Source organism: Rhizomicrobium palustre (assembly GCF_011761565.1).
In the GTDB taxonomy this organism is placed as follows: domain Bacteria; phylum Pseudomonadota; class Alphaproteobacteria; order Micropepsales; family Micropepsaceae; genus Rhizomicrobium; species Rhizomicrobium palustre.
This window is the reverse complement of record NZ_JAASRM010000001.1, coordinates 252001-273001: the sequence shown is the minus strand read 5'-3', so window position 1 is coordinate 273001 and position 21001 is coordinate 252001. Positions and strand designations below refer to the sequence as shown.

The 21001-nt window shown below is 57.5% G+C and carries 15 protein-coding genes; 9 read left to right on the top strand and 6 right to left on the bottom strand.

Annotation, left to right across the window (positions count from 1 at the left end; genetic code table 11):
* Positions 1–28 precede the first annotated feature (28 nt).
* The 3 genes from FHS83_RS01105 to FHS83_RS01095 are packed head-to-tail and all read right to left on the bottom strand — an operon-like array spanning position 29 to position 3376.
* Positions 29–1021 (bottom strand): glycosyltransferase family 2 protein, encoded by a 993-nt coding sequence (locus tag FHS83_RS01105; RefSeq protein WP_167080015.1) that lies wholly within the window; start codon positions 1019–1021, stop codon positions 29–31.
* Between the two features lie 11 nt (positions 1022–1032).
* Complete coding sequence (locus FHS83_RS19725; RefSeq protein WP_167080013.1) at positions 1033–2319, bottom strand: O-antigen ligase family protein; 1287 nt, start codon at positions 2317–2319, stop codon at positions 1033–1035.
* A gap of 28 nt (positions 2320–2347) precedes the next feature.
* Positions 2348–3376: a Wzz/FepE/Etk N-terminal domain-containing protein gene (locus FHS83_RS01095; RefSeq protein WP_167080011.1), complete on the bottom strand. Its 1029-nt coding sequence runs from the start codon at positions 3374–3376 to the stop codon at positions 2348–2350.
* A 396-nt stretch (positions 3377–3772) separates the two neighbouring features.
* On the opposite strand from FHS83_RS01095, the gene FHS83_RS01090 reads away from it, so the two are divergent.
* Positions 3773–4114 (top strand): hypothetical protein, encoded by a 342-nt coding sequence (locus tag FHS83_RS01090; RefSeq protein WP_167079615.1) that lies wholly within the window; start codon positions 3773–3775, stop codon positions 4112–4114.
* A gap of 428 nt (positions 4115–4542) precedes the next feature.
* On the opposite strand, the gene FHS83_RS01085 is transcribed toward FHS83_RS01090, so the two are convergent.
* The 3 genes from FHS83_RS01085 to galU all read right to left on the bottom strand — a co-directional run bounded on the left by FHS83_RS01085 (position 4543) and on the right by galU (position 8735).
* Positions 4543–5214: a YjbF family lipoprotein gene (locus FHS83_RS01085; RefSeq protein WP_167080009.1), complete on the bottom strand. Its 672-nt coding sequence runs from the start codon at positions 5212–5214 to the stop codon at positions 4543–4545.
* Entirely contained in the window at positions 5195–7753 is a 2559-nt protein-coding gene (locus tag FHS83_RS01080) for a YjbH domain-containing protein (RefSeq protein ID WP_167080007.1), read from the bottom strand. Before FHS83_RS01080 ends, FHS83_RS01085 begins: the two co-directional genes overlap by 20 nt.
* A gap of 100 nt (positions 7754–7853) precedes the next feature.
* The gene (galU, locus tag FHS83_RS01075) at positions 7854–8735 is read right to left on the bottom strand and encodes a UTP--glucose-1-phosphate uridylyltransferase GalU (RefSeq protein ID WP_167080005.1); all 882 of its coding nucleotides are present in this window, start codon (positions 8733–8735) and stop codon (positions 7854–7856) included.
* Positions 8736–9242: 507 nt separating this feature from the next.
* Here galU and FHS83_RS01070 point away from each other — a divergent pair.
* From FHS83_RS01070 to FHS83_RS01035, 8 genes are all read left to right on the top strand, one after another.
* Complete coding sequence (locus tag FHS83_RS01070; RefSeq protein WP_167080003.1) at positions 9243–10709, top strand: capsule assembly Wzi family protein; 1467 nt, start codon at positions 9243–9245, stop codon at positions 10707–10709.
* 63 nt (positions 10710–10772) lie between these two features.
* Positions 10773–12188, top strand: coding sequence for a mannose-1-phosphate guanylyltransferase/mannose-6-phosphate isomerase (locus FHS83_RS01065; RefSeq protein WP_167080001.1), 1416 nt, complete (start codon positions 10773–10775; stop codon positions 12186–12188).
* Between the two features lie 67 nt (positions 12189–12255).
* Entirely contained in the window at positions 12256–13314 is a 1059-nt protein-coding gene (gmd, locus tag FHS83_RS01060) for a GDP-mannose 4,6-dehydratase (RefSeq protein ID WP_167079999.1), read from the top strand.
* Positions 13311–14258, top strand: a complete 948-nt coding sequence (locus FHS83_RS01055) for a GDP-L-fucose synthase family protein (protein WP_167079997.1) — start codon at positions 13311–13313, stop codon at positions 14256–14258. Before gmd ends, FHS83_RS01055 begins: the two co-directional genes overlap by 4 nt.
* 72 nt (positions 14259–14330) lie before the next feature.
* A complete protein-coding gene (locus tag FHS83_RS01050) occupies positions 14331–14918 on the top strand; it encodes a class I SAM-dependent methyltransferase (RefSeq protein ID WP_167079995.1) in 588 nt (195 codons plus the stop codon).
* Between the two features lie 108 nt (positions 14919–15026).
* Entirely contained in the window at positions 15027–15941 is a 915-nt protein-coding gene (gene cysD, locus FHS83_RS01045) for a sulfate adenylyltransferase subunit CysD (protein ID WP_167079993.1), read from the top strand.
* Positions 15941–17827: a sulfate adenylyltransferase subunit CysN gene (cysN, locus tag FHS83_RS01040; protein ID WP_167079992.1), complete on the top strand. Its 1887-nt coding sequence runs from the start codon at positions 15941–15943 to the stop codon at positions 17825–17827. Before cysD ends, cysN begins: the two co-directional genes overlap by 1 nt.
* Before the next feature lie 263 nt (positions 17828–18090).
* Complete coding sequence (locus tag FHS83_RS01035; RefSeq protein ID WP_167079990.1) at positions 18091–20988, top strand: SLBB domain-containing protein; 2898 nt, start codon at positions 18091–18093, stop codon at positions 20986–20988.
* Positions 20989–21001: the final 13 nt, after the last annotated feature.

Here is a 21001-nt window from a genome sequence, read left to right as displayed (position 1 = left end):
CGAATATGCGCACCGCAACGAAGCTGCGTTACGCGCGGAAAAAGCGGGGGCGGGCGGCCTCTGCAACGAATTTTTTTCCGGTCAGCTTGCCTTTGGCATAGGCGAGGGACCTCAACAAAAAACGCCCCAGCTTATTGCCAAGCATAATCCGGCATGCGAGCGCAGCAGCGCCAACTACGAAAGAGCGCTCAGCGATCACCATATGGGACCAACGCAAGGAAAACAGGTAGAGCGTTTCGCTGCGTTCTATGCCGCTATCAACTAAATAGCAGGTGTGGATCGCGTCACTGATGAGCTTGGCAAAGCTCTTGTGCAGCATTTGCGCAAAGGCTTTGCGCTGCCTTGCGGTGAAGGGCAAATCCAACAGCGCGACCTGGCTCAGCACGCGTTCGCCATGATTGCCCGCATCCGGCGGCGCCTCTGCGGGCGGACGGGTCACGACATCAGGAAGCAACACCACCTCCTTGCCATCAAGGAGGGCAAGCAAGAGCAATACATATTGGCAGCTCATGGTGTTGCCGAAGCGGTAGCCATAGCGCAGATTGGCTAGATAATGTTTCCGCGCGTAAATGTTAGCCGACATCCAAACCATATGCGTTGGGGAGTCGCAGCGTGCGAGGTATTCGTCCATTCCGTGGCAGATAACGGGTGTTGTACGCGAATCAGTAAAACCCGGTGCGCCGAAATTTATCACTGCCGCGTCGGGGTACATTGCAATGGCATCAAGGGCGCGCTGCACGCCGTCCGGATCGATCGTATCATCGTCACCAATCAACCAAACCCATTCGGTCTGCGCATATTCGAAACAACGCGGAAAGTTTCCACCTGATCCGATATTCGCAGAGTGCCGCACCACCTCCACATCCTCTGGCACGAGGTCGCGCACTGGGGTCGGGGAGTGATTGTCAAAGATCACAAGCTTCCATTGCCCAGATCGCTGCGGCAGGAGCTGATTTACGAGCGCTTTGACCTTATCCGGACGATCATAGGTCGGGATCAGGATTGTCAGAATGGCTTCCATTGCGGGTCCAGTTATTTGCCCTCGGATGTCTTTTCATATTCAAACGTAAAAGCATAATAAAAATAGAAAATTGCAACGAAAACTGGGATGTACCAGAACTGATAAAAAAGAAGATTGTTGAACAATGAGGCGAAGACAACTGACACAAGTATATAGATCGTGAGCAAAAGTACGAGGTCGTCACCCTTCGCGCTCAAAATCGCGTTCAGCCTCGTGAGAGATGAAAGAGATCTAAACGCAAAAAGGAAATGCAACGAAAAAAAGATGAGGCCCCCAACAAAACCTAACATCGCGATAAGAGATAGAAGCGATTGGTCGTAGGAATAATGGTCAATGTCCACTGCTTGAACATAGTTGTAGCCGACGCCGAACAACGGATGTGCGTTAATTAGCTTGAATGCCGATTCAGCTTGATAAATCCGGTTTAGCGATGACGCATCGGTAGACATGTTTGTGCCGAAGCGTGACACCATGCGATCAAACGCAGTGCTATAGAGCGGATAGCTCGCAACCACGGCAACAGCGGCAGCAACGGAGCCAATGATCGCCGCTCGGTTCAGACGGATCGTGAACAAGCGAATGGAACCATAAATTCCGAGAATCAAAATAAGGCTGGCAATGCCGGAACGGGAAACCGTGAATAGCGCCGACACTAAAATAAACACTATCAACAGAGCCGATTTAGTATCGTGGTATCTTTTGTATGAAGATATACTGATGATCAGCGGTAGCCCAAGTATCGCACAGTATAGATTTGGATCGAAGTACGAAGAAATTAGACGGCGGATATGAGGGTCGCCTGCGAATTCAATGCCCATGAGGCGCAAGGCCATGTAGAGCATTTCCGCCTTTGGAAAAACGAAGTAAAGTATCCACCCTATAACCGTACTACCCACTATAGGGTAGACGACATACGCTCGCAGAGCTCGGTATATGTCAGCCTGGAACGCACAATAAAGGGCGTGCCCAGTCGCTGCGCAGGTCAGTAGCATCATTACGAAGCGAATGGAGTAGGCCACAAAATTTAAATTGAGCCCGAGTAGAAATGTCCCGTAGAGAGCGGACATGAGGGTTATGACGATGATCACGCTGTTCTCGCCGGGAAGCTTTAACCGGCGTAGATTGGCCGACAAATAGATAATCGTGATCAGATAGAGCACCGGTTCGGTGAGCAGTGCATTTGTGTTGCGGATGCCTGAAGGAATGAACCGGGGCAGATTGCCAAGGGTCAGGTGAATGAAGACCATCCAGAGGAGTGCGCGTTGAGCCGCCAATTGTAGCAAGACGGGCCGTCTCACGCTGCCACTCCTTTTTTTTGGGGGGGGGTCATACGACGCTTATCCGTTCATCCTTCGCGCGGTTTCCCATGGTGGCGCGGAGCACGACGAAGAGCACACCAACAAAAATCCCGAAGATAGGCCCGATCTTTAGAAATAACCCCGTCATCGGCCACACGGGGCCTTTTGAAACGGTAATCACGTCCAGCGGCTCGCTCGCGTAATTCGGGCGTAAATTGACCAATAGTAATCTCTGTTCTTCGGTCGCAAGCAATTGAGCAAGTGCTTGGCGTTGGTCGACCGAGGTGACGGTTCCAGATGATAACTTAGATACAAGGTAAGCTTCTGCCTCTTGCGCTCGCTTACGATCAACATCGCGGATAATCGCGTTTGTTTCGCGCAGGACACCTTCGAGAAGGGGCCCGACCAGTTTGGGGTCGGGATTGCGCAGAGTTACCATATAGACGTTTGGAGTTTTCGTCTGAGAGGTGTCCAAGTTTTCTTTAAGATAATTGACAACGTCTGAGGCATCTGGAGGCGACCACAGCGCCGTCTTCAACGTTTTGTGGATGAACTGCTTGAACGCGAAGAATGCCCCCTCTGGGCGCTTCCATGTGTTGTGTTCCGGATCCCAAATTTTTGCATTCTGTTTCCGAAGCAGGCCGAAGTCTTTGTCGAGACGCTCAGCTGTCTGTACAGAGTACATTTGGATAAGAAAGTTTTGGAAACGCTTATCTTCTTGCCCCCCGATGCCTCCTAAACGAAGAAAAGAGCTCACCGTAGAACTGCTCTGGCTGCTATTGGCGTTATCCTCTGCCGCTGTGATTAAAACGGAGGCTGAGTAAAGGGGGGGGGCAGCTAATATGAACAACAGTGTAGCAAGGTAGCCTGCAATACCGAATATCAGAAGCGTTCGCCAACGGCGCCCGAGGACGGCAGCGATTTCTCCTATCGTCATCTCAGTAGACGCAGTTTGTAAACTTTTGTTCTGACCGAGTTCGTCCAGCCAGGGCATTGCGATGGCTGCTAAACGGGGAAAGCGCTCATTAAAGCCTGAGCGGAACGTCCGAAATGCCATCTTAACTCCTGTTCAGTGGAGGGGCTGCTGCTGCGGCTATAAAGCGGCTTGAGCGCCATTGGTTTACTCCGCCGACGATGGCACTATCCCCCTCAACACGAACGTTCTAAACTGTCCGTGAGGTGGTGTGTCAAGGTCAGTCTAGCCACAGGTAGGTTCAATGATACTATCTGTCCGTTCAGGCGAGATCGCATTCAGTGATGCATGTCTGAATAATGCAGGTGTCACGAATCTCGTGTAATTGTTTTGTCCGCTTCGCCAGGATTCCGTCCGTATCAGGGCGTTTTGATTTCAGTTCTCGTTGTAATCGTTGCTCTTTTACTGCTACCGACTAGGTTGACTGGCTCTTTACGCGTGTGGTAACTTAATCAACATCTGTTGCGAGTGGAGGGATTTATGTCGTTAAGGTGGGTGGTTTTCGCGGGCTTAGGTCTTGCTCTGGGAGCGCTTCAAGCGGCCAGTGCGGCTGATAGCGCGCAGGGAGCCCTTCCGTCGGGTGGGGCGGCTGGTGTCGAAAAGGCTCAGTGGTTTCACAGCAAAAACAATCTTCTTTGGTTGGCCGGTGGTGGCGCCGTTGTTGGTGGCATCGTTCTGGTCGCGACTGGGCAGAGCAACGGGTCGGTTTCTGGCTGCGTGCTGAATGGCTGCACGTCGACCACAACGACTTCGTCGACTACGACCACGAAGCCGACCACGACTACGACGACCAAGAAGACGACGACCACCACGACCCATTAATATTGGGATGCCTCTTCTGGAGGCAATCTTCTCGCACCCATAGAGGGCAGGGTGACCTGCCCTCTGCTGTTGGTGGGGGGGGGCTTAAGGTGGGGGCGCCGGTGCCGACGATGACCAAACTTTCGCTTGGAGGTGAGGCGTCGTCGACGGTTTGGCGTTGTTTCTGTTGTAAATGCAGGAGTTCTCTCCTGCGTTAGTTGGCGGCCCTTCGGGGCCGTTTCTTTTTGTTGCGACCTCATCGGCGCGGGCGCCGTGGTGTGGTGTGCCAGTGAGATTGGCCTATTAGCTGGGTTGGACGATTCGCCGTCCTAAGTGGCTTTATACGCATCTAGAGGCATCGGATTTTTGCGCCGGAATGTTGTCTCCGGTTGGTGCTTTTATGCGGGCGCCGCTAGGCCTCACGCGAGGCTTTTTGGGGTGGAGAGAAATCAATCAGCCGCTAGCGGGCGAAGGATATCAACCGATATGGCGTCAAGCTTTGGTGAGACGTGCTGAAGCGAGCGCCACACCATTTGGGTTTGAGCATCCCGCCAAAAGATATTCTTGAATGACCAGTCCAGTTGCGAATCCTGGCTTTTGCAGCGCTCTTCTACACGCAACGTCTGAATCTCTTTGCCCAGAATGCTGATGGTTTCGCCCTCAGGCTGTTGCTCGGCGCAGGCGATGACGATTCCGTAGAGGCCCAACTCGCGAAAGTCAGCGCTCCAGCGGGTTATAAGACGACCATTTTTGTCGCGGCTTTCGCCCATATTGCGATAATACGTCAGATCGGGCGAGAGCCCACCGGTCCGAACAATGCGCCCATTCTTGGTAATAAGCGAAATCCGCGCAGCGGAAGTCCATAGCAGCGTATCTTGTTCCTGGGTGCCGAGAACCAGAATCACTTGGTTGCTATCGCCAACGCGCACACCGATTGATGCATATGGAACGGAGGCTGCTTCCTGCAGCGTGACCTCGCTCCGCTTACCGTAGGACTGCCGCATATAGTCGATCAGCGAAACTGCGTCGCTTTGCTGCGAAATCGCGCCGCATCCACCACTCAGCGCCGTGATGCAGATCGTGCCAACGAGAGGAGCCAGCTTACGGATTCGTGACATCATCAATGTGCTCCGAAATCGTCCCATAGGATGTGCGCTCCGTGGCTTCGTACAGCGAATCATCACCTCCAAGGCGCTGGCCACCGTCACGGGTAAGCGGAGAAAGCCACAAATTGTAGGACGACTGACTCCAGATCGGCAGACCCCATTCAAATGGGATATGAATCATGATGCCTTTGTCGAAGCTGCCTTCGCCGAATTTGGCATAGGGGACATTGGTGAAGGTAGCCCAGGCACCTACCTCGATACCCGACGCAAACCGCCGTGACATCTCAAAGGTCACACCGCGGTCTCCCGCCAGATATTGGCCCGCGCGAACCGCAAAATGCATTCCGTACCAGGGCGAATTGTAGTGCAAAGCCACATGCCCGGTCACAACGCTATAATTGCGCAGATTGAAGAGCCGTTGATAATCGCGCTGCCAGACCTTGTAGATGTCGCCCGTAAGAACGAATCTGCTTTCCTCGGGTCGCCAGACCATTTCAAGGCCGCCGCCAGTGTACATGTCTTCCAGCATACCGGCGCGAACCTGGGTGAAAACCGTCGGCGTTAGCCGCGCACGATATACCGCGGCGAGTGCCGCGATCCCGTATTTTCCGTGGTCCAGATACTGCAAGATGTCCGTGCGGACGTGTGGCAGGTCGCTGCCTGGATCACGCGTGAACGTGTAATTCGTCCACAACGTCGCCGTGGCTTCCGCCTCAATGGCAAGCCCAGGTGCGATCTGTAAAAGCCCCGTCGCATCCCCATAGACAAGGAATTGGATTGGCGCTGCGGGGTCGAATACATGTTGCGTCAGCTTGGGGTCGAGCGTGAAGCTTAGGGTGGGATAATTTACAAAATCCTGTGTGATGAGCGGTGTCGTTTCCATGGATGGCAGACGCAGCTTCACCGCTTCCTGCGCCAAGAACTGTCCAGAAACATCGGACAATCCCCGCTCCATCGCGCTCCTCAGAATTCGGTATTCGCGGACAGGCATCCCGAGACGCGTTTCGATAAGCCGGAATATTTCAATCTGCGCCGGCGCCTTCGCCATAAGAACGCGGGTCACGCGGCCCGCGGCTTCGGTTGAACGGTTGTACCGGTTATTCTCGTAATAAATGATCCACTCGCTCTCGGCGGGCTTTACCATTTCGAACGTAATATCCTGCTCGGCGAGTGCCTCGCGCAGCCCTGCGGCGGTATCGGCATCTTTCGCGGCCAGCGATTGGCCAACAGAAACGGCGCTGGCAAATTGCGTTCGATTTATCTCGGTCGAGCACATGACGGTTTGCCCGGTCGTATTCTGAAGGTCGGATATGGCAAGCCAGCGGATATTGGCGGAACTGGCGGCTGCGATCCGCGCGTACCGATTGCACTGCTCGTGCGTATCGGAGTGGAGCCGCGCATCGATCAGCAAGGACTGACCCTCGAGTGTGATGTCTCGGATATCGGAGGAGCCGGAGCGGAAGTTCTGCAGCAGTTCATTGCGGATTTGTGCGCGAGGGGCGGGGACGGACACCCACACGCCGCCATTCTTCGCCGCCTCCGCACCCGACGAGCGGCGCTGCAATGCGGAAAGGGCGGCTTGGCGCTCGCTCTCGGTTCGTATGACCGGTTCAGTCGGTGCCGGGCCGATGCGTACAGCCGATGGATAGTTCTGGGTAGGATCACTGCTGATGGCTATGGTGAGGCCATAGGTGGTCCCATACATCCAGCCTGCAGAGATCATGAGGCTGTCGGCTGGCCTGTAGGCAAGGCCCACATTGGTGGGTGACCGAACTTTCAATCCGCCGGCGGATCGTTCGCCAACGTATTTGTCGGAACTGTATTCCCCGATCAGGGTCAGACCTTCGATCGGGGTGCGCCAAGTCAAGCCCCCGAAAGCACCAGCCTTTGAGCCATGGAATAGCGAGTTGAAGCCAAGCTCACCTGCTGGGCGGTTATTGGGAGCAGATCGGTCGTTAAAGGAGGAGACAAGCTCTCCGAGGGGGTTCGCAATGGCCTGTGTGTCAGCCAAACGTCCCCAGCCCAAACCCGCTGTAAAATCGAAATCGCCAACTTGCTTGGAGGCAACAACATATTCTGAGCCATAGCCGCCGCTGCCGACAAAGTCGCGTGAGCCCACAGAGACGGATGGCAGAAGGCCGTACTCTTGCAGAAGCCGGACCTTCACCCCGAAGCTGCGATCGTAATAATGGGCGTCATCGCCCCAATGGCCGACGCGGGCATACCGAAACGACCCTTCGAGCCACGGTGTCGCCTGGAAGGACAGGGTGAAGCGTTCGGATATGGAGAGGGCGGACGCGGTGAACGAGAGCTGCCCATCCGGGGCCATGCGCGCCGAAGGCATGTCGAACAGGCCGACATCGCCATAGGTGGTCCGCAGCAATGGCGGGGAGGGCGATAATGATTGCGCCGCAGCAGATCCCGTCAGCCCAGCAAAAATAGCGGTGCTCGCCAGTAGCGCCCGGAACTTCAACCTGAAACCACCTGAATAGGAGGGGGAGTTCTGGCACAGAACGCCGCTGTTATCGCCCAGAATAGGAATAATCGCCCCCAATTTCCCCGCCAACGAATGTGCGCAACAAAGCTCAACTGTCTAGCATTTTCAAGGCTAGTCAGGAAGTTAGTTCGACACAACCAAGCGAGCGGGTGGGAGGTCAGACCTCCAAGGACTTAAGGATGGCTTTCAAGGCAGGGGCGATGTCGGGGCGCTGTAATCCGACGGCAATGTTGGCATGCAGAAAGCCGACCTTATCGCCGCAATCGAAGCGCGCGCAGTTGGTTTCGACGGCATGGAACGGCATGGTGCCGATGAGCTGAGCCATCGCGTCGGTGAGCTGAATTTCGTTCCCGGCGCCGCGTTCCTGGCGGTCCAAGATGGCAAAAATCTCAGGCTGCAGAATGTAACGGCCAATAATGCAGAGGGTAGACGGCGCATTCTCCGGCTCAGGCTTTTCGACCAGCGCCTTCACCTCCGTGGCATTGCCCGTCTTCGCCCCTGGATCGACGACGCCATAGCGCTTGGTCTCTTCGCGGGTCTTCTGCTCGGCTGCGACAATGCAGCCACCGCCGACCTGATTATACGCTTCGACCATCTGGGCGATGCTGCCGGGCTTTCCCACCATGAGATCGTCGGGCAGCAGTACGGCAAAAGGATCGTTGCCGATGAAGTGGCGCGCACACCAAACCGCATGGCCAAGTCCGAGAGGATTTTGCTGACGCACGAAGCCGACGGAGCCGGTTGGCGGCAGCATTTCTAACAAGCTGTTCAGGATGTCGTTCTTCTCGCGCGCTGCGAGCTGAGATTCCAGCTCGTAGGCGTGATCGAAGTGGTCCGAAATAACCGTCTTGCCACGTCCCGTCACGAACACGAATTGCTCGATGCCCGCCTCACGTGCTTCCTCCACCGCATATTGCACAACCGGTTTGTCGACTACCGGAAGCATCTCTTTCGGGATGGCCTTGGTGGCGGGAAGAAAGCGGGTTCCAAGTCCTGCGACGGGGAGTACGGCCTTGCGAACAGGCTTCGGATTGACCATAGGGACCTGTGGCTAAGTTGGTTTTGTTTCAACTCTTTATTCGCACATTAAGGTCGTTTCCGTCTACTCGCGATTTTGTCGGCGAAACGACCGTACGGCGTCTTCGCTTTTGTGCATGGCCTGCCCTAAGGGCGCGCAACTTGAGTGCCAGCTACTGGCGATTTCGTGGAGATATCTTGATAAGGAACTTTGCCGTTCCCGCATGCTGGATCTCGCGCGAGCCATTGGCTAGCGATTCTCTTGGGCTCCGAGCCTCGGCGCTCACCTCCCGATGGAATTCACGTATTCGCGATTGGAAGTGTGGCAGTCGGGCAGAGGAGGCATTTGGGGGGCGGTGATCACCGCCCTGCGGGTGGATGTACCGGCAAGAACTGTTATTATCGCAATGCGAAGGCCGCCGGCCCCGCGATAGTCAAAATTCCGGTGCAATGGTGTGTCTTTATGGACCGGGAGGGCCCCATTGGGCCCATTTTCGTTGTCGAATTCCAGAGTGTTGAGGTGAGTATAGTGCGTGCTTTGCGATTTGTGGCATCGCTCGGAACATGGGCTGGTTTGGCCGGGGCGGCGTTCGCAGGAAACTGGACCGACATCCAAGATGCTCAGCTTCGCTCCGATATCGAGCTCTTGGCAAGCGCGGGCTTGATCGACAACATCGCCATGCACTGGCCGCTGCCATGGCAGGGTCTCAAAGACAGTCTGGAGACGGCGGGTGGGCTTGGCACACAGCCCGGCTATATCCAAAACGTGGCCGACAGGGTTTTGCAGCAATCGGCATCCGCGACCCAGCGTGATCATTTGCGAACGGAGCTTTTCTGGGACGCAACGGGGTCACCCGCAGTGGTTCGCGGCTATGGCGCGCTCGGCCGTGCAACACTGCAAAGCCAGGTCTCGATGGAGTACATGTGGCGTGATACGACCGTGCACCTCAGCCTCGGGGCGCAAAGCGTAAACAAATTCGACCATCAAGTTTTTGTGCCGGACGGCAGCTATATCGCGCAGCGCTTGGGGGATACATACATCTATGCGGGTTATCTGCAGCATTGGTGGGGGCCGGGCTGGATCTCGGCGCTGCCTCTCTCAACCAATGCGCGCCCCATACCGCAAATCGGGATATCCCGCGTCTCTACTGAGGCTTTCGAAAGCCCATGGCTGAGCTGGCTGGGGCCATGGCATTTCGAGTTTTTTGTGGGCGTATTGGATGGCCCCCGCGTCGCGCACAACACGATATATGATGGCTTGCGGTTCGCGTTTAATCCGCTGCCCGGTCTCGAAATCGGGGTATCGCGCACGGATATGATGTGCGGCTCGGGCCATCCCTGTAAGCCTATCGCGGGATACTTCGATCCTCGCAACGATCCCTCGCATACGGACATCGTCAACGACGAGGGCTCGATTGATATTCGCTATACCGGCGCGTTCAAAGGTCTCAATTATTCCGTCTACACACAGCTTTTGAACGAAGACACCAATCCCTTTGTTCACTCCGGCACGGCGCACCTTTACGGCGCGAGCGTGTGGCATGGATTTGACGATGTCATTGGCCGCCTCACCGTCGAATATGCCGACAGCACCGCGTCCATGAACATGTTTGGCGGAAGCGCTTGGCACGGCGCGGTGTACAACAATTACAGCTACATTGATGGAATGCGCTATCGCGGCCGGACGCTTGGTTTCAGCCTCGACAGCGATTCGAGATTGATGACGGTTCAAGCCTCTCTCACGGATGCGGCGCAGCGCAGTTTTACCTTAACGTATAGCCGGGTGAGGATCTCTGACCCGCTGAACTCGTCCGGCAACGTGGTGACGACATCCCCTGTATCCTACAATCTGGGGCAGGCTCGCTTCAGTTTGCCGCTGCGCTTTACGGGCCAGAACGTGCGTCTGGATCTGGAAGGACGGTTTCAAGATGATCAGCCCCGGCCAAACCGGGGATCAATGGCCACTGCAGAGGCGGCCTTGCGTATCGGCCTTTGAACCGTCAAATTCCCGCAGCGTCAGGTCAAACCGCGCTGGCGCTTCGCTTGTAGGATATCAGCTATGGCTCTCGTTCCCGTCATTTTATCCGGGGGGTCCGGAACTCGCCTTTGGCCGCTTTCGCGCAATTCACTGCCCAAGCAATTGCTGGCGCTCCATGGCCAGCAAACGATGATCCAGGAAACGGTACTGCGGGCGCAGGTGCCGGGCGCTTCGGCGCCCATTCTTCTGTGCAATGACAGTCATCGCTTTCTTGTCGCCGAACAGATGCAGGAGGTTGGGGTTAAGCCCACCGCGATCGTGCTTGAGCCGGTTGGGCGCAACACGGCGCCTGCGGCGGCGGTTGCCGCACTGGTGGCGCATGAACACGATCCCGAGGCCGTGATCGCGCTGCTGCCGTCCGATCATGTGGTCTCTGACGAGGCTGCGTTCCGAGCTGCGCTGGACGTCGCTATTCGTGCTGCTGAAGCCGGATATATCGTGACCTTCGGCATGTCTCCCACCGCGCCCGAGACAGGCTATGGATATATTCAGCGTGGTGCGCCGGTTGAAGCTGTTCCGGGCGCCTTCCGCGTGAATGCCTTCAAGGAAAAGCCCAACGCAGATGTAGCGGCTGAATACCTTGCGGATGGTGGATATTTCTGGAACGGCGGCATGTTCGTCTTCAAGGCGAAGACAATGATCGAAGAAATCGAGCGTTTGGCGCCCGATATTCTGCCCCCGGTACGAGAGGCGCTTAACAAGGCTGCGCACGACCTCGATTTCGTGCGGCTGGACAAGGACAGCTTTTCCACCGCCCCGAACATCTCCATCGACTACGCCATCATGGAAAAGACCAACAAGGCTGTCCTGGTGCCTTGTTCCATCGGCTGGAATGATGTCGGCGCCTGGTCGTCTCTTTGGGAAGTGCGCGCGCAGGATGAGGCCGGAAACGTATTTCAAGGCGATGTGTTCGCGCATGACACGCGCGACTCGCTGGTCCTGAGTGGTAAGACCCTGACGGCGCTGGTGGGCGTCAAAGATCTTGTGGTGATTGCGACCAAGGACGCGGTGCTGGTAGCCGACAAGTCGCATTCGCAAGACGTCAAGCATATTGTCGATCAGCTCAAGGCCGCGGATCGCGTCGAGCGGATGGAGCACACCACGATCTTTCGGCCTTGGGGCAGCTATGAAGTGGTGGATCGTGGCGAGAACTTTCTCGTCAATCACATCATGATCAAGCCCGGCGGGCGCATCTCCTTGCACGCACATCATCATCGGGCGGAGCATTGGGTCGTAGTGCAGGGAACCGCCAAGGTGACGTGTGGCGAAAGGGTCAGCCTCCTGCACGAAAACGCCTCTACCTTCATCCCGATCGGCGAAAAGCACACCCTTGAAAACCCTGGGCGGGAACCTGTTCGCCTGATCGAAGTGCAGTCGGGACCCTATCTTGGTTGCGACGACATTGACCGTCTCGAGGATTATTACGGCAAGCCGTAGCCGCCCCAGCGCGTGTTCCAGTTAGGCCCTGTCCGGTGTACTGTGAGTACGGCGGACGGGGTTTGTTATGAGAAAGCGTGCTCTTATCACCGGCGTAACGGGGCAGGACGGGGCGTATCTGGCGGCCTTTCTGTTGAAGCAAGGCTATGAGGTCCATGGCGTAAAGCGCCGCTCGTCCTCCTTTAACACGGGCAGGGTCGACCACCTTTACCAAGACCCTCATGAGCCGGAGATCGGCTTTGTCCTGCATTTCGGCGATATGACGGATTCCACCAATCTGATCCGTCTGGTGCAGGAAGTGCAGCCGGACGAGATTTATAATCTCGCGGCTCAAAGTCATGTTCAGGTGAGCTTCGATACCGCCGAATATACGGCGAATGCCGATGGCGTCGGCGCGCTGCGCATTTTGGAAGCCATCCGCCTTTTGGGGCTGACCAAGACGACACGATATTACCAAGCCTCTACCTCGGAACTTTATGGTTTGGCGCAGGAGCGGCCACAGCGCGAGACCACGCCCTTTTATCCACGCAGCCCTTATGCCGTTGCCAAGCTCTATGCCTATTGGATTACCGTGAACTACCGCGAGGCTTATGGCATTCACGCGTCTAACGGCATTCTCTTTAATCATGAAAGCCCGTTGCGCGGTGAAACCTTCGTCACCCGAAAGATCAGTCGCGGGGTTGCCGCGATCCATGAAGGGCTTCAGGACAAGCTTTATATGGGCAATATCGATTCCGTGCGCGACTGGGGCCATGCCCGCGATTATGTCGAAGGCATGTGGCGGATGGTGCAGCAGGACAATCCGTCCGATTATGTGCTGGCGACGGGGCAAACCCATTCCGTGCGCGAGTTCATAGAACTGTGCTTTGCCCATGTCGGCACAACGCTCTGCTGGGAAGGCAAGGGTGTTGAGGAACGCGGGGTGGATGCCAAATCCGGTCGCGTGCTTGTCGAAATCGATCCGCGCTATTTTCGTCCAACAGAGGTTGAATATCTCTGCGGGGATGCGTCGAAAGCCCGAAACCAGCTTGGCTGGACCCCAGCGACGAGTTTTCAGGATTTGGTTGCTGAAATGATGCGGTCGGATATGGCCTCCATCGCGCGCAAATGCGGGCACGTCGAATGACCGCGCCTGTGCTTTTTCCGCTGGCGGGCAAACGCGTCCTGGTGGCGGGCCACAAGGGTATGGCGGGATCCTCGGTCGTCCGGCGGCTTGAGCGGGAGAATTGCGCCATCCTCACCGCCGATCGCGAGGAGGTCGACATGTCTCGCCAAGCCGAGGTCGAGGATTGGCTGGCGGCGATCAAGCCTGACGCGATATTCCTGGCGGCAGCCAAGGTGGGCGGCATTCATGCCAACAGCACCAGGCCTGCTGAGTTTCTTTATGACAACCTCATCATCGAGGCCAATGTCATTCACAACGCCTATAAGGCCGGCGTCAAAAAACTTCTGTTCCTGGGCTCGTCCTGCATTTATCCGCGCGGTGCAGCCCAGCCGATCAAGGAAGAGGCGCTGTTGACGGGACCTCTGGAGCCGACCAACGACGCTTATGCGCTCGCAAAAATCGCAGGCATCAAGCTCTGCGAAACCTACCGCAAACAATACGGCGCGGATTTCATTTCGGCGATGCCGACCAATCTTTATGGTCCCGGAGACCGCTATGATCTCGAACATGGCCATGTCGTCGCCGCGCTGATCATGAAAATCCACGCCGCCAAGAAGGCGGGTAACAAGGAAGTCGTGCTCTGGGGCACCGGCACGCCGCTGCGAGAGTTTCTTTACACGGAAGATCTCGCTGATGGCCTAGTCTACTTGATGAAGCATTATTCCGGCGCACCCCATGTCAATCTCGGCACCGGGGTGGAGCACACCATCCGCCAGCTCGCCGAAGCCATCGCCAAGGCCGCGGGGTGGGAAGGCCGGTTCGTCTACGACACCACCAAGCCCGACGGCATGCCGCGCAAGGTGATGGATGTGTCCCGCATGACCGCCTTGGGGTGGACGGCGCAGACCCGCTTCGAAGACGGCATCAAAGCCGCATATGAGTGGTATGTCGGCCAGCGCTGCTGATGCAGGTTTTCTTTGCTGGTTCTTCGAATGGCCCTATAACCTCTTTCTCACAGCCAGAGCAGGGGGGGCGGTTTGGGCGGGAACCTCTACGACAAATACAACGCGCGTAATCCCGTAGCAGCTTATCTGATGCGGGGCTTCCTGCAGTCCTTTGATCAGCTCACCGCTAAGGTGCCAGTTGGGGCTGCGGTAGAAGTCGGCTGTGGTGAGGGCGAGTTGATCCGGCGCTTGGCGCTGCGGGGCTGGCAGACGACCGGGTTCGATGTTTCTCCCGATGTCATTGCGATCGCCAAGGAACGGGCTGCGCGGGCAGGCGCGACGACCACATTTTTTAGCGCGGATATCCACGAAGTAGCGGTTCCGCCAGCCGATCTGCTTTTGTGCTGCGAGGTGCTGGAGCATGTCGAGCAGCCGGGCGATGCGCTCGATAAGCTCTCGAAAGCGGCGCCTTTTGCCCTCTTCAGTGTACCTCGGGAACCCGTTTGGCGGGTTTTGAATATGCTCCGAGGCGCTTATTGGTCAGATTGGGGTAATACGCCTGGGCACATCCAGCATTGGAGTGCCACGGGGTTCCTGGATTTCCTGTCTTCTCGTTATACGGTGATGGAAGTTCGCCGGCCGCTCCCTTGGACCATGGCCTTGTGCCGGTCCCGCGCCTAGGCCGCTGCTCAGCCTTTCTCAATTGTCTTTCGCCAGCCGGGGTTTTGTCTGGCTTGTATATCGGGCTGCCCGGGTGTATTTCACTGAACAACATCGGGGTTCGTTAAATTGGACACTAAATTAGCTGTTGTTTCTCATTTGAAGCGCCTCGAGGCGGAGAGCATCCACATCATGCGGGAGGTTGCGGCCTCCTTTGAGAAGCCGGTGATGCTCTACTCGATCGGCAAGGATTCGGCGGTGATGCTGCATCTGGCGATGAAGGCGTTTTACCCCTCCAAGCCGCCGTTCCCGCTGCTCCATGTCGACACGACCTGGAAATTCCGGGAGATGATCAGCTTCCGCGATGCGATGGCGAAAAAGCTCGGCATCGATCTGTTGGTGCATATCAACGAGGATGGCGTGCGTCGTGGCGTCAACCCCTTTGATTCCGGCTCGGCCTTGCATACCCAGGTAATGAAGACCGAAGGCTTGAAGCAGGCGCTCGATAAATACGGCTTCGATGCTGCATTCGGCGGCGCGCGCCGCGACGAGGAAAAGTCGCGCGCCAAGGAACGCATCTTCTCATTTCGCAACGCGTCCCACGGCTGGGACCCGAAAAATCAGCGTCCGGAGCTTTGGCGCGTCTACAACACCCGCGTGAATAAGGGCGAAAGCATCCGTGTCTTCCCGCTCTCCAACTGGACTGAGCTCGATATCTGGCAATACATCATGGCGGAGGACATCCCGATCGTGCCGCTCTATTTCGCCAAAAAACGCCCCGTGGTGGAACGCTCCGGAACGCTCATCATGGTCGATGACGAGCGCATGAAGCTTCTGCCTGGCGAGAAGATTGAGGAGCGCCTGGTGCGCTTCCGCACGCTGGGCTGCTATCCTTTGACCGGCGCCATTGAGAGTGAGGCCGATACGCTGGAAGCCATCGTCTCTGAAATGCTGACCGCACGCACCTCTGAGCGCCAGGGCAGGCTCATCGACAGCGACGAAAAATCTTCCATGGAGAAGAAAAAGAAAGAGGGATATTTCTGATGCAGGCGCCCTCTGAATTGCGCGAATACCTCGCGCAGCAGGAAAACAAGTCCTTCTTGCGCTTTTTGACGTGCGGCAGCGTCGATGACGGCAAATCCACGCTGATTGGGCGGCTGCTCTACGATACCAAGCTGCTCTTTGACGACCAGCTCTCCACGCTGGAAAAGGATTCCAAGCAGCACGGCACCACTGGCGGCGATATGGATTTCGCGCTTCTGGTCGACGGGCTTGAGGCCGAGCGCGAGCAGGGCATCACCATCGATGTTGCCTATCGCTTCTTCACCACCGATAAGCGCAAATTCATCGTCGCCGATACGCCCGGCCATGAGCAATACACCCGCAACATGGCGACTGGTGCCTCCAATTCCGATCTCGCGGTAATCTTGATCGATGCGCGCAAGGGCGTTTTGACCCAGACGCGCCGCCACGCCTATATCGCCTCGCTGCTCGGCATCCGCCATGTGGTGCTGGCGGTGAACAAGATCGATCTCGTCGGTTTCCAGCAATCCGTCTTCGACACCATCGTGGCGGAATTCGGCAAATTCGCCGCGCCGCTTGGCTTCGCTAGCCTCACGCCTATTCCCATGTCGGCGCGCTTTGGTGACAACGTCATGGCGCGAAGCCAGAACACGCCGTGGTACAAGGGTGTCTCGCTGCTCGAGCATCTCGAAACGGTGGATGTGGATACGGCCCTGACGGAGAAACCCTTCCGCCTGCCGGTGCAATGGGTGAACCGACCCAATCTCGATTTCCGCGGCTTCTCGGGCACGATCGTGGCTGGGCGCGTGGCACCCGGGGATACGATTGCCGTGGCGGGCTCGGGCCGCACTTCGACTGTGAAACGTATTGTGACCCAGGATGGCGATCTTCCTGCTGCGGGTGCGGGGGAGGCGGTCACGCTGACACTGGCGGATGAAATCGATATTTCACGAGGAGATGTGCTGGTCGCCGCGCAAGCCCGGCCCGAAGTGTCCGACCAATTCGCCGCCCATCTCATCTGGATGGCGGAGGAGGCGCTACTTCCAGGTCGCCAGTATTTGCTCAAGCTTGCCACTTCTACCGTTCCGGCCCAGATCACCGCCCTGAAACACAAGGTAGACGTCAACACGCTCGGTCATTCGGCGGCCAAGACCTTGGGGCTGAACGAGATCGGCTATGTGAATGTCTCGCTGGCCCAGCCATTGGCCTTCGATCCTTATAGCGAGAGCCGCGATATGGGCGGCTTTATCCTGATCGACCGCTTCAGCAACGCGACTGTCGGGGCGGGGATGATTGATTTCGGTCTGCGCCGCGCCACCAATGTGCATTGGCAAGCCCTGGACGTGAATAAGGATGCCCGCGCCGGGCTCAAGCATCAGAAACCGGCCGTGCTCTGGTTCACAGGCCTGTCGGGATCGGGCAAATCGACGATCGCCAATCTGGTGGAACGCCAGCTCCATGCCGAGGGCCGCCATACCTACATCCTGGACGGTGACAACGTCCGTCATGGCCTCAATCGTGACCTGGGCTTCACAGATGCCGACCGTGTGGAGAACATCCGGCGTGTGGCGGAGGCGGCCAAGCTCTTTGTGGAGGCCGGACTGATCGTCTTGGTGTCCTTCATCTCGCCCTTCAAATCGGAGCGGCGTATGGCGCGGGAGCTCCTGGGCCCAGGGGAGTTTATCGAGGTCTTTGTCGACACCCCCCTGGAGGTCTGCATGCAGCGCGACGTCAAAGGGCTCTACGCCAAAGCCAAGGCTGGGCAGATCAAGAATTTCACCGGCATCGATAGCCCCTATGAGCGTCCGGAGCAGCCGGAATTGACCTTGACCACCGTCGCCGCGGATCCCGCGGCCGAGGCGAGCCGGATTCTGGATTTCCTGCGCAGAGGGGGCTACGTCCCATAGCCCCGGGTGGCAGGTGTTAACTGGCAAATGGGGCGGGCTTTCCTCGATATTGCAACTATTTAACGCCATGCCCCCGGTCATGACGCAGCTTCAAATCGCGAATTGGCCGTGCTAGACAACCTTTAGCTAGGGCCTAGGGGGTTGCCTCGGCCTTTTTCACTGGGCAGTTCGAGGTAGTTGGGATGCATTTTGACGGCTGGATGTCGCGCCGGATTCGCTGTGCTGCGGGTACGGCACGTTGGGTTATGGCCAGAGGGCTTGCGGTGGCAGCTGTAGGGTGCTGCGTGGTCGCGGCCAATGCGCAGTCTTTACCCGGCATCTCCGCCGATCAGCTCCAGCAGCTTCAGCAAAACCGCGGCAATCCGGTAACCAACCTTCAGCCGGGTGTTTATCCCCAGACCACGGTAATCGAGCCGCAAATGGCCCCTGCGCCGATGCAGGCCAATCGCGAGCCGCCGTCTCGCCTTGAGCAGATCATGTCGGAGCGGGCCGGGATGCGGCTGCAGCTTTTCGGCTATGACCAGCTTGGCATCGGCCGGTCGGTGAATATCCCGCAAATGGGGGCTATGCAGGATAGCTACATCCTGGGGCCTGGCGATGAAGTTGTAGTCACACTGCGTGGCCAGGAAAACAACGAATATCGCGCCACGGTGGACCGCGACGGCCAGATCGTCTTGCCGCGCTTGAACCCCGTTTCCGCTGCTGGCCGCAGCCTCGGCCAGTTCCGTCAGGACGTGGTCGCTGCGATCCAGCGCGCTTACGTCTCAACTCAGGGCTTCGTCTCCATCGGCCGCGTCCGTCAGATCAGCGTGTTGGTGAGCGGCGAAGTGCGCAGCCCTGGTGTTCGTACCCTGACGGGCTTGTCCACCACTGTGGACGCCATTTTGGTCTCTGGGGGCGTGAAGAAGACGGGCAGCTTGCGCAATGTGAAAATTCTGCGCGGCAGCCGCGAGATCACAGTAGATCTTTACAGCGTCTTGACCGGTCAGGCGCACGCCAGCACGGCGGCGCTCGCCGATGGCGACCGGATCGTTGTCTCCCCGCTCGGCAAGACGGTGGCGATCGCTGGTTGGGTACGTAAGCAAGGTGTCTACGAGTTGCCCGTGGGTCGCGGCGGCATCGGCGTGCGCGAATTCATCAATCTGGCGGGCGGCACGGAAGTGCGCGGAAACTACCGCATGTCGGTGTTGCGCGTCGGTGCCGACGGTCGTGGAAACATGACCCAGATCGAAAACGAGCGTTCGACCTTGAACGACGGCGATATCCTGTTCGTGCAGCCGGCAGCGAATGAAAGCCGCAGCGTGGCGACGCTGTCCGGCAACACGCCCATGGCCGGCCAATATGCTGCCAATGGCACCAAGCTCTCGCAGGTCTTGAAAGCGCCGGGTGCGCTCGGAACGGAGCCCTATACGCTTTTTGGCGCCATCTCGCATCGCGATCCGGTTACCAAACTGCGCACCCTCATTCCCTTTACGCCGGTGGCTGTCTTGAACGGTGTCGAGGATATGACACTGCAGAGCGATGATATCGTGCGCGTCTTCACAGCTGCGGAAGCGCGGCGTCTGTTCGCTGTGGTCAAACAATATCGCTTGCGCAGGTCGGCGGAACAGGAACGAGCGATCAATCCGCAATCCACTTTGGGTGGTTCTTCGACGGAACCCGCAGCACAGTTTGGTTCCTTGCAGAACCAAACCGATCAAAGCGGGACGGGCCAGCGCAAAAACCTGCGTCAGCCTGTCGATCCCTCTAACCCGGATGCCCGTCAGCAGATGCCTGTGCCGCAGTCGGCGGACGGTGTCGATCCGCGCTTCAACAATAGCGGGATGGATATGCAGACGGATGCTAGCTCGGCCTATGGCCAGCAGGCCTATCCGCAGCAGAATTATTCGCAGCAGAACTACCAGCAGCAGAACTATCAGCAGCAAAATTACCCGCAGCAGTCCTATCCGCAGACGGGTGACGCAAACCAAACGTTCCCGCAGACGCAGAACCTGCCCGGGCAAAGTTTTGCGCCCGCGCAGGATGCGGAGAATCAGCTTCCAGGTCTCAATCTGGTTTCCGTCTCCAAGGAAATGCGGCGCTTGAATGATCTGGCTAAGCAGCTGCGCGTTGACGATCTGGTGCTGATCAATTTCCTCAATGATCGTGCGATCAATGTTGATGGCGCGGTGCAGGGACCTGGTCTGTATCTGATCGGGCCGGATGCGGATGTGCAGTCGGTTCTGCTGGCTGCGGGCGGCTTGGCGCGCTGGGCTGACCGGACCAACATCGAGATTCTCACCACCACGGTGGACCCCACCGCGGGGCGCTCAAGTACTGAACGGCGCGTGCTTTCGTTGGCGGACCCCGCCGGGTCGAGTTTCATTCTCGCTCCTCGCGATGAGCTGCGGGTAGGCGAGGTCTTCTCGAATGCCGGTATTGGCTCCGTGACCGTACAAGGGCAGGTGCGCCGGACGGGCACCTTCCAGATCGTGCGTGGGGAACGGCTCTCGGAGCTTCTTGCGCGGGCGGGCGGGCTGACGGATTCGGCCTATCCCTATGGCACCGTCTTCCTGCGCCGTTCGGCGGCGTTGAAGGAGCAGGAATCTTTCCGCCGTCAGGCGGCAGAGATTCAGACCCAACTCGTCATGGCCATGAGCCGTCGTGATGCGGGTTCGAAGATGGCGCCGGATTCTTTCTCGTCATTGCAGACTTATGTCGAAGAGGTACGCAACCAGAAGCCGCTGGGGCGCATGACGGTAATTGCTGATCCCGCACTTCTTGCCGCCAATCCCACTGCGGATCCGATTTTGGAGCCCAACGACGTCATTTACATCCCCGCGCGTCCCTATTCGGTCGCTGTGCTTGGCGAGGTTCTCCAGCCCACCAGCATTCCGTTCCGACCGGATATGTCGGCGAAGGATTACATTGATGCGGCTGGCGGCTATTCGCAGTTCGCCGAAAAGAGCCAGACCGTGCTGGTTCTGCCGGATGGTACCGCGCGGCGGGTCGAGAGTTCCTGGTTCAATTTCTCCTCCGAAACGGTGCCGCCGGGCAGCACGATCTATGTCGCCCGTGACTTGAGCGGCGTCGATCTGCACCAGAGCATCGTGGATATTGTGAGTGTAGTGAGCCAGCTCGCGGTCACCGCCGCTTCGCTCGCGGTGCTGTCCAAGCAATAGCGGATATTGGGGA

Coding starts and splice junctions, on each gene's coding strand:
- FHS83_RS01105 (WP_167080015.1), bottom strand. CDS start 1,021: ATGGAAGCCATTCTGACAATCCTGATCCCGACCTATGATCGTCCGGAT.
- FHS83_RS01090 (WP_167079615.1), top strand. CDS start 3,773: ATGTCGTTAAGGTGGGTGGTTTTCGCGGGCTTAGGTCTTGCTCTGGGA.
- FHS83_RS01055 (WP_167079997.1), top strand. CDS start 13,311: ATGACCGCGCCTGTGCTTTTTCCGCTGGCGGGCAAACGCGTCCTGGTG.
- FHS83_RS01095 (WP_167080011.1), bottom strand. CDS start 3,376: ATGGCATTTCGGACGTTCCGCTCAGGCTTTAATGAGCGCTTTCCCCGT.
- FHS83_RS01065 (WP_167080001.1), top strand. CDS start 10,773: ATGGCTCTCGTTCCCGTCATTTTATCCGGGGGGTCCGGAACTCGCCTT.
- galU (WP_167080005.1), bottom strand. CDS start 8,735: ATGGTCAATCCGAAGCCTGTTCGCAAGGCCGTACTCCCCGTCGCAGGA.
- FHS83_RS01085 (WP_167080009.1), bottom strand. CDS start 5,214: ATGATGTCACGAATCCGTAAGCTGGCTCCTCTCGTTGGCACGATCTGC.
- cysN (WP_167079992.1), top strand. CDS start 15,941: ATGCAGGCGCCCTCTGAATTGCGCGAATACCTCGCGCAGCAGGAAAAC.
- gmd (WP_167079999.1), top strand. CDS start 12,256: ATGAGAAAGCGTGCTCTTATCACCGGCGTAACGGGGCAGGACGGGGCG.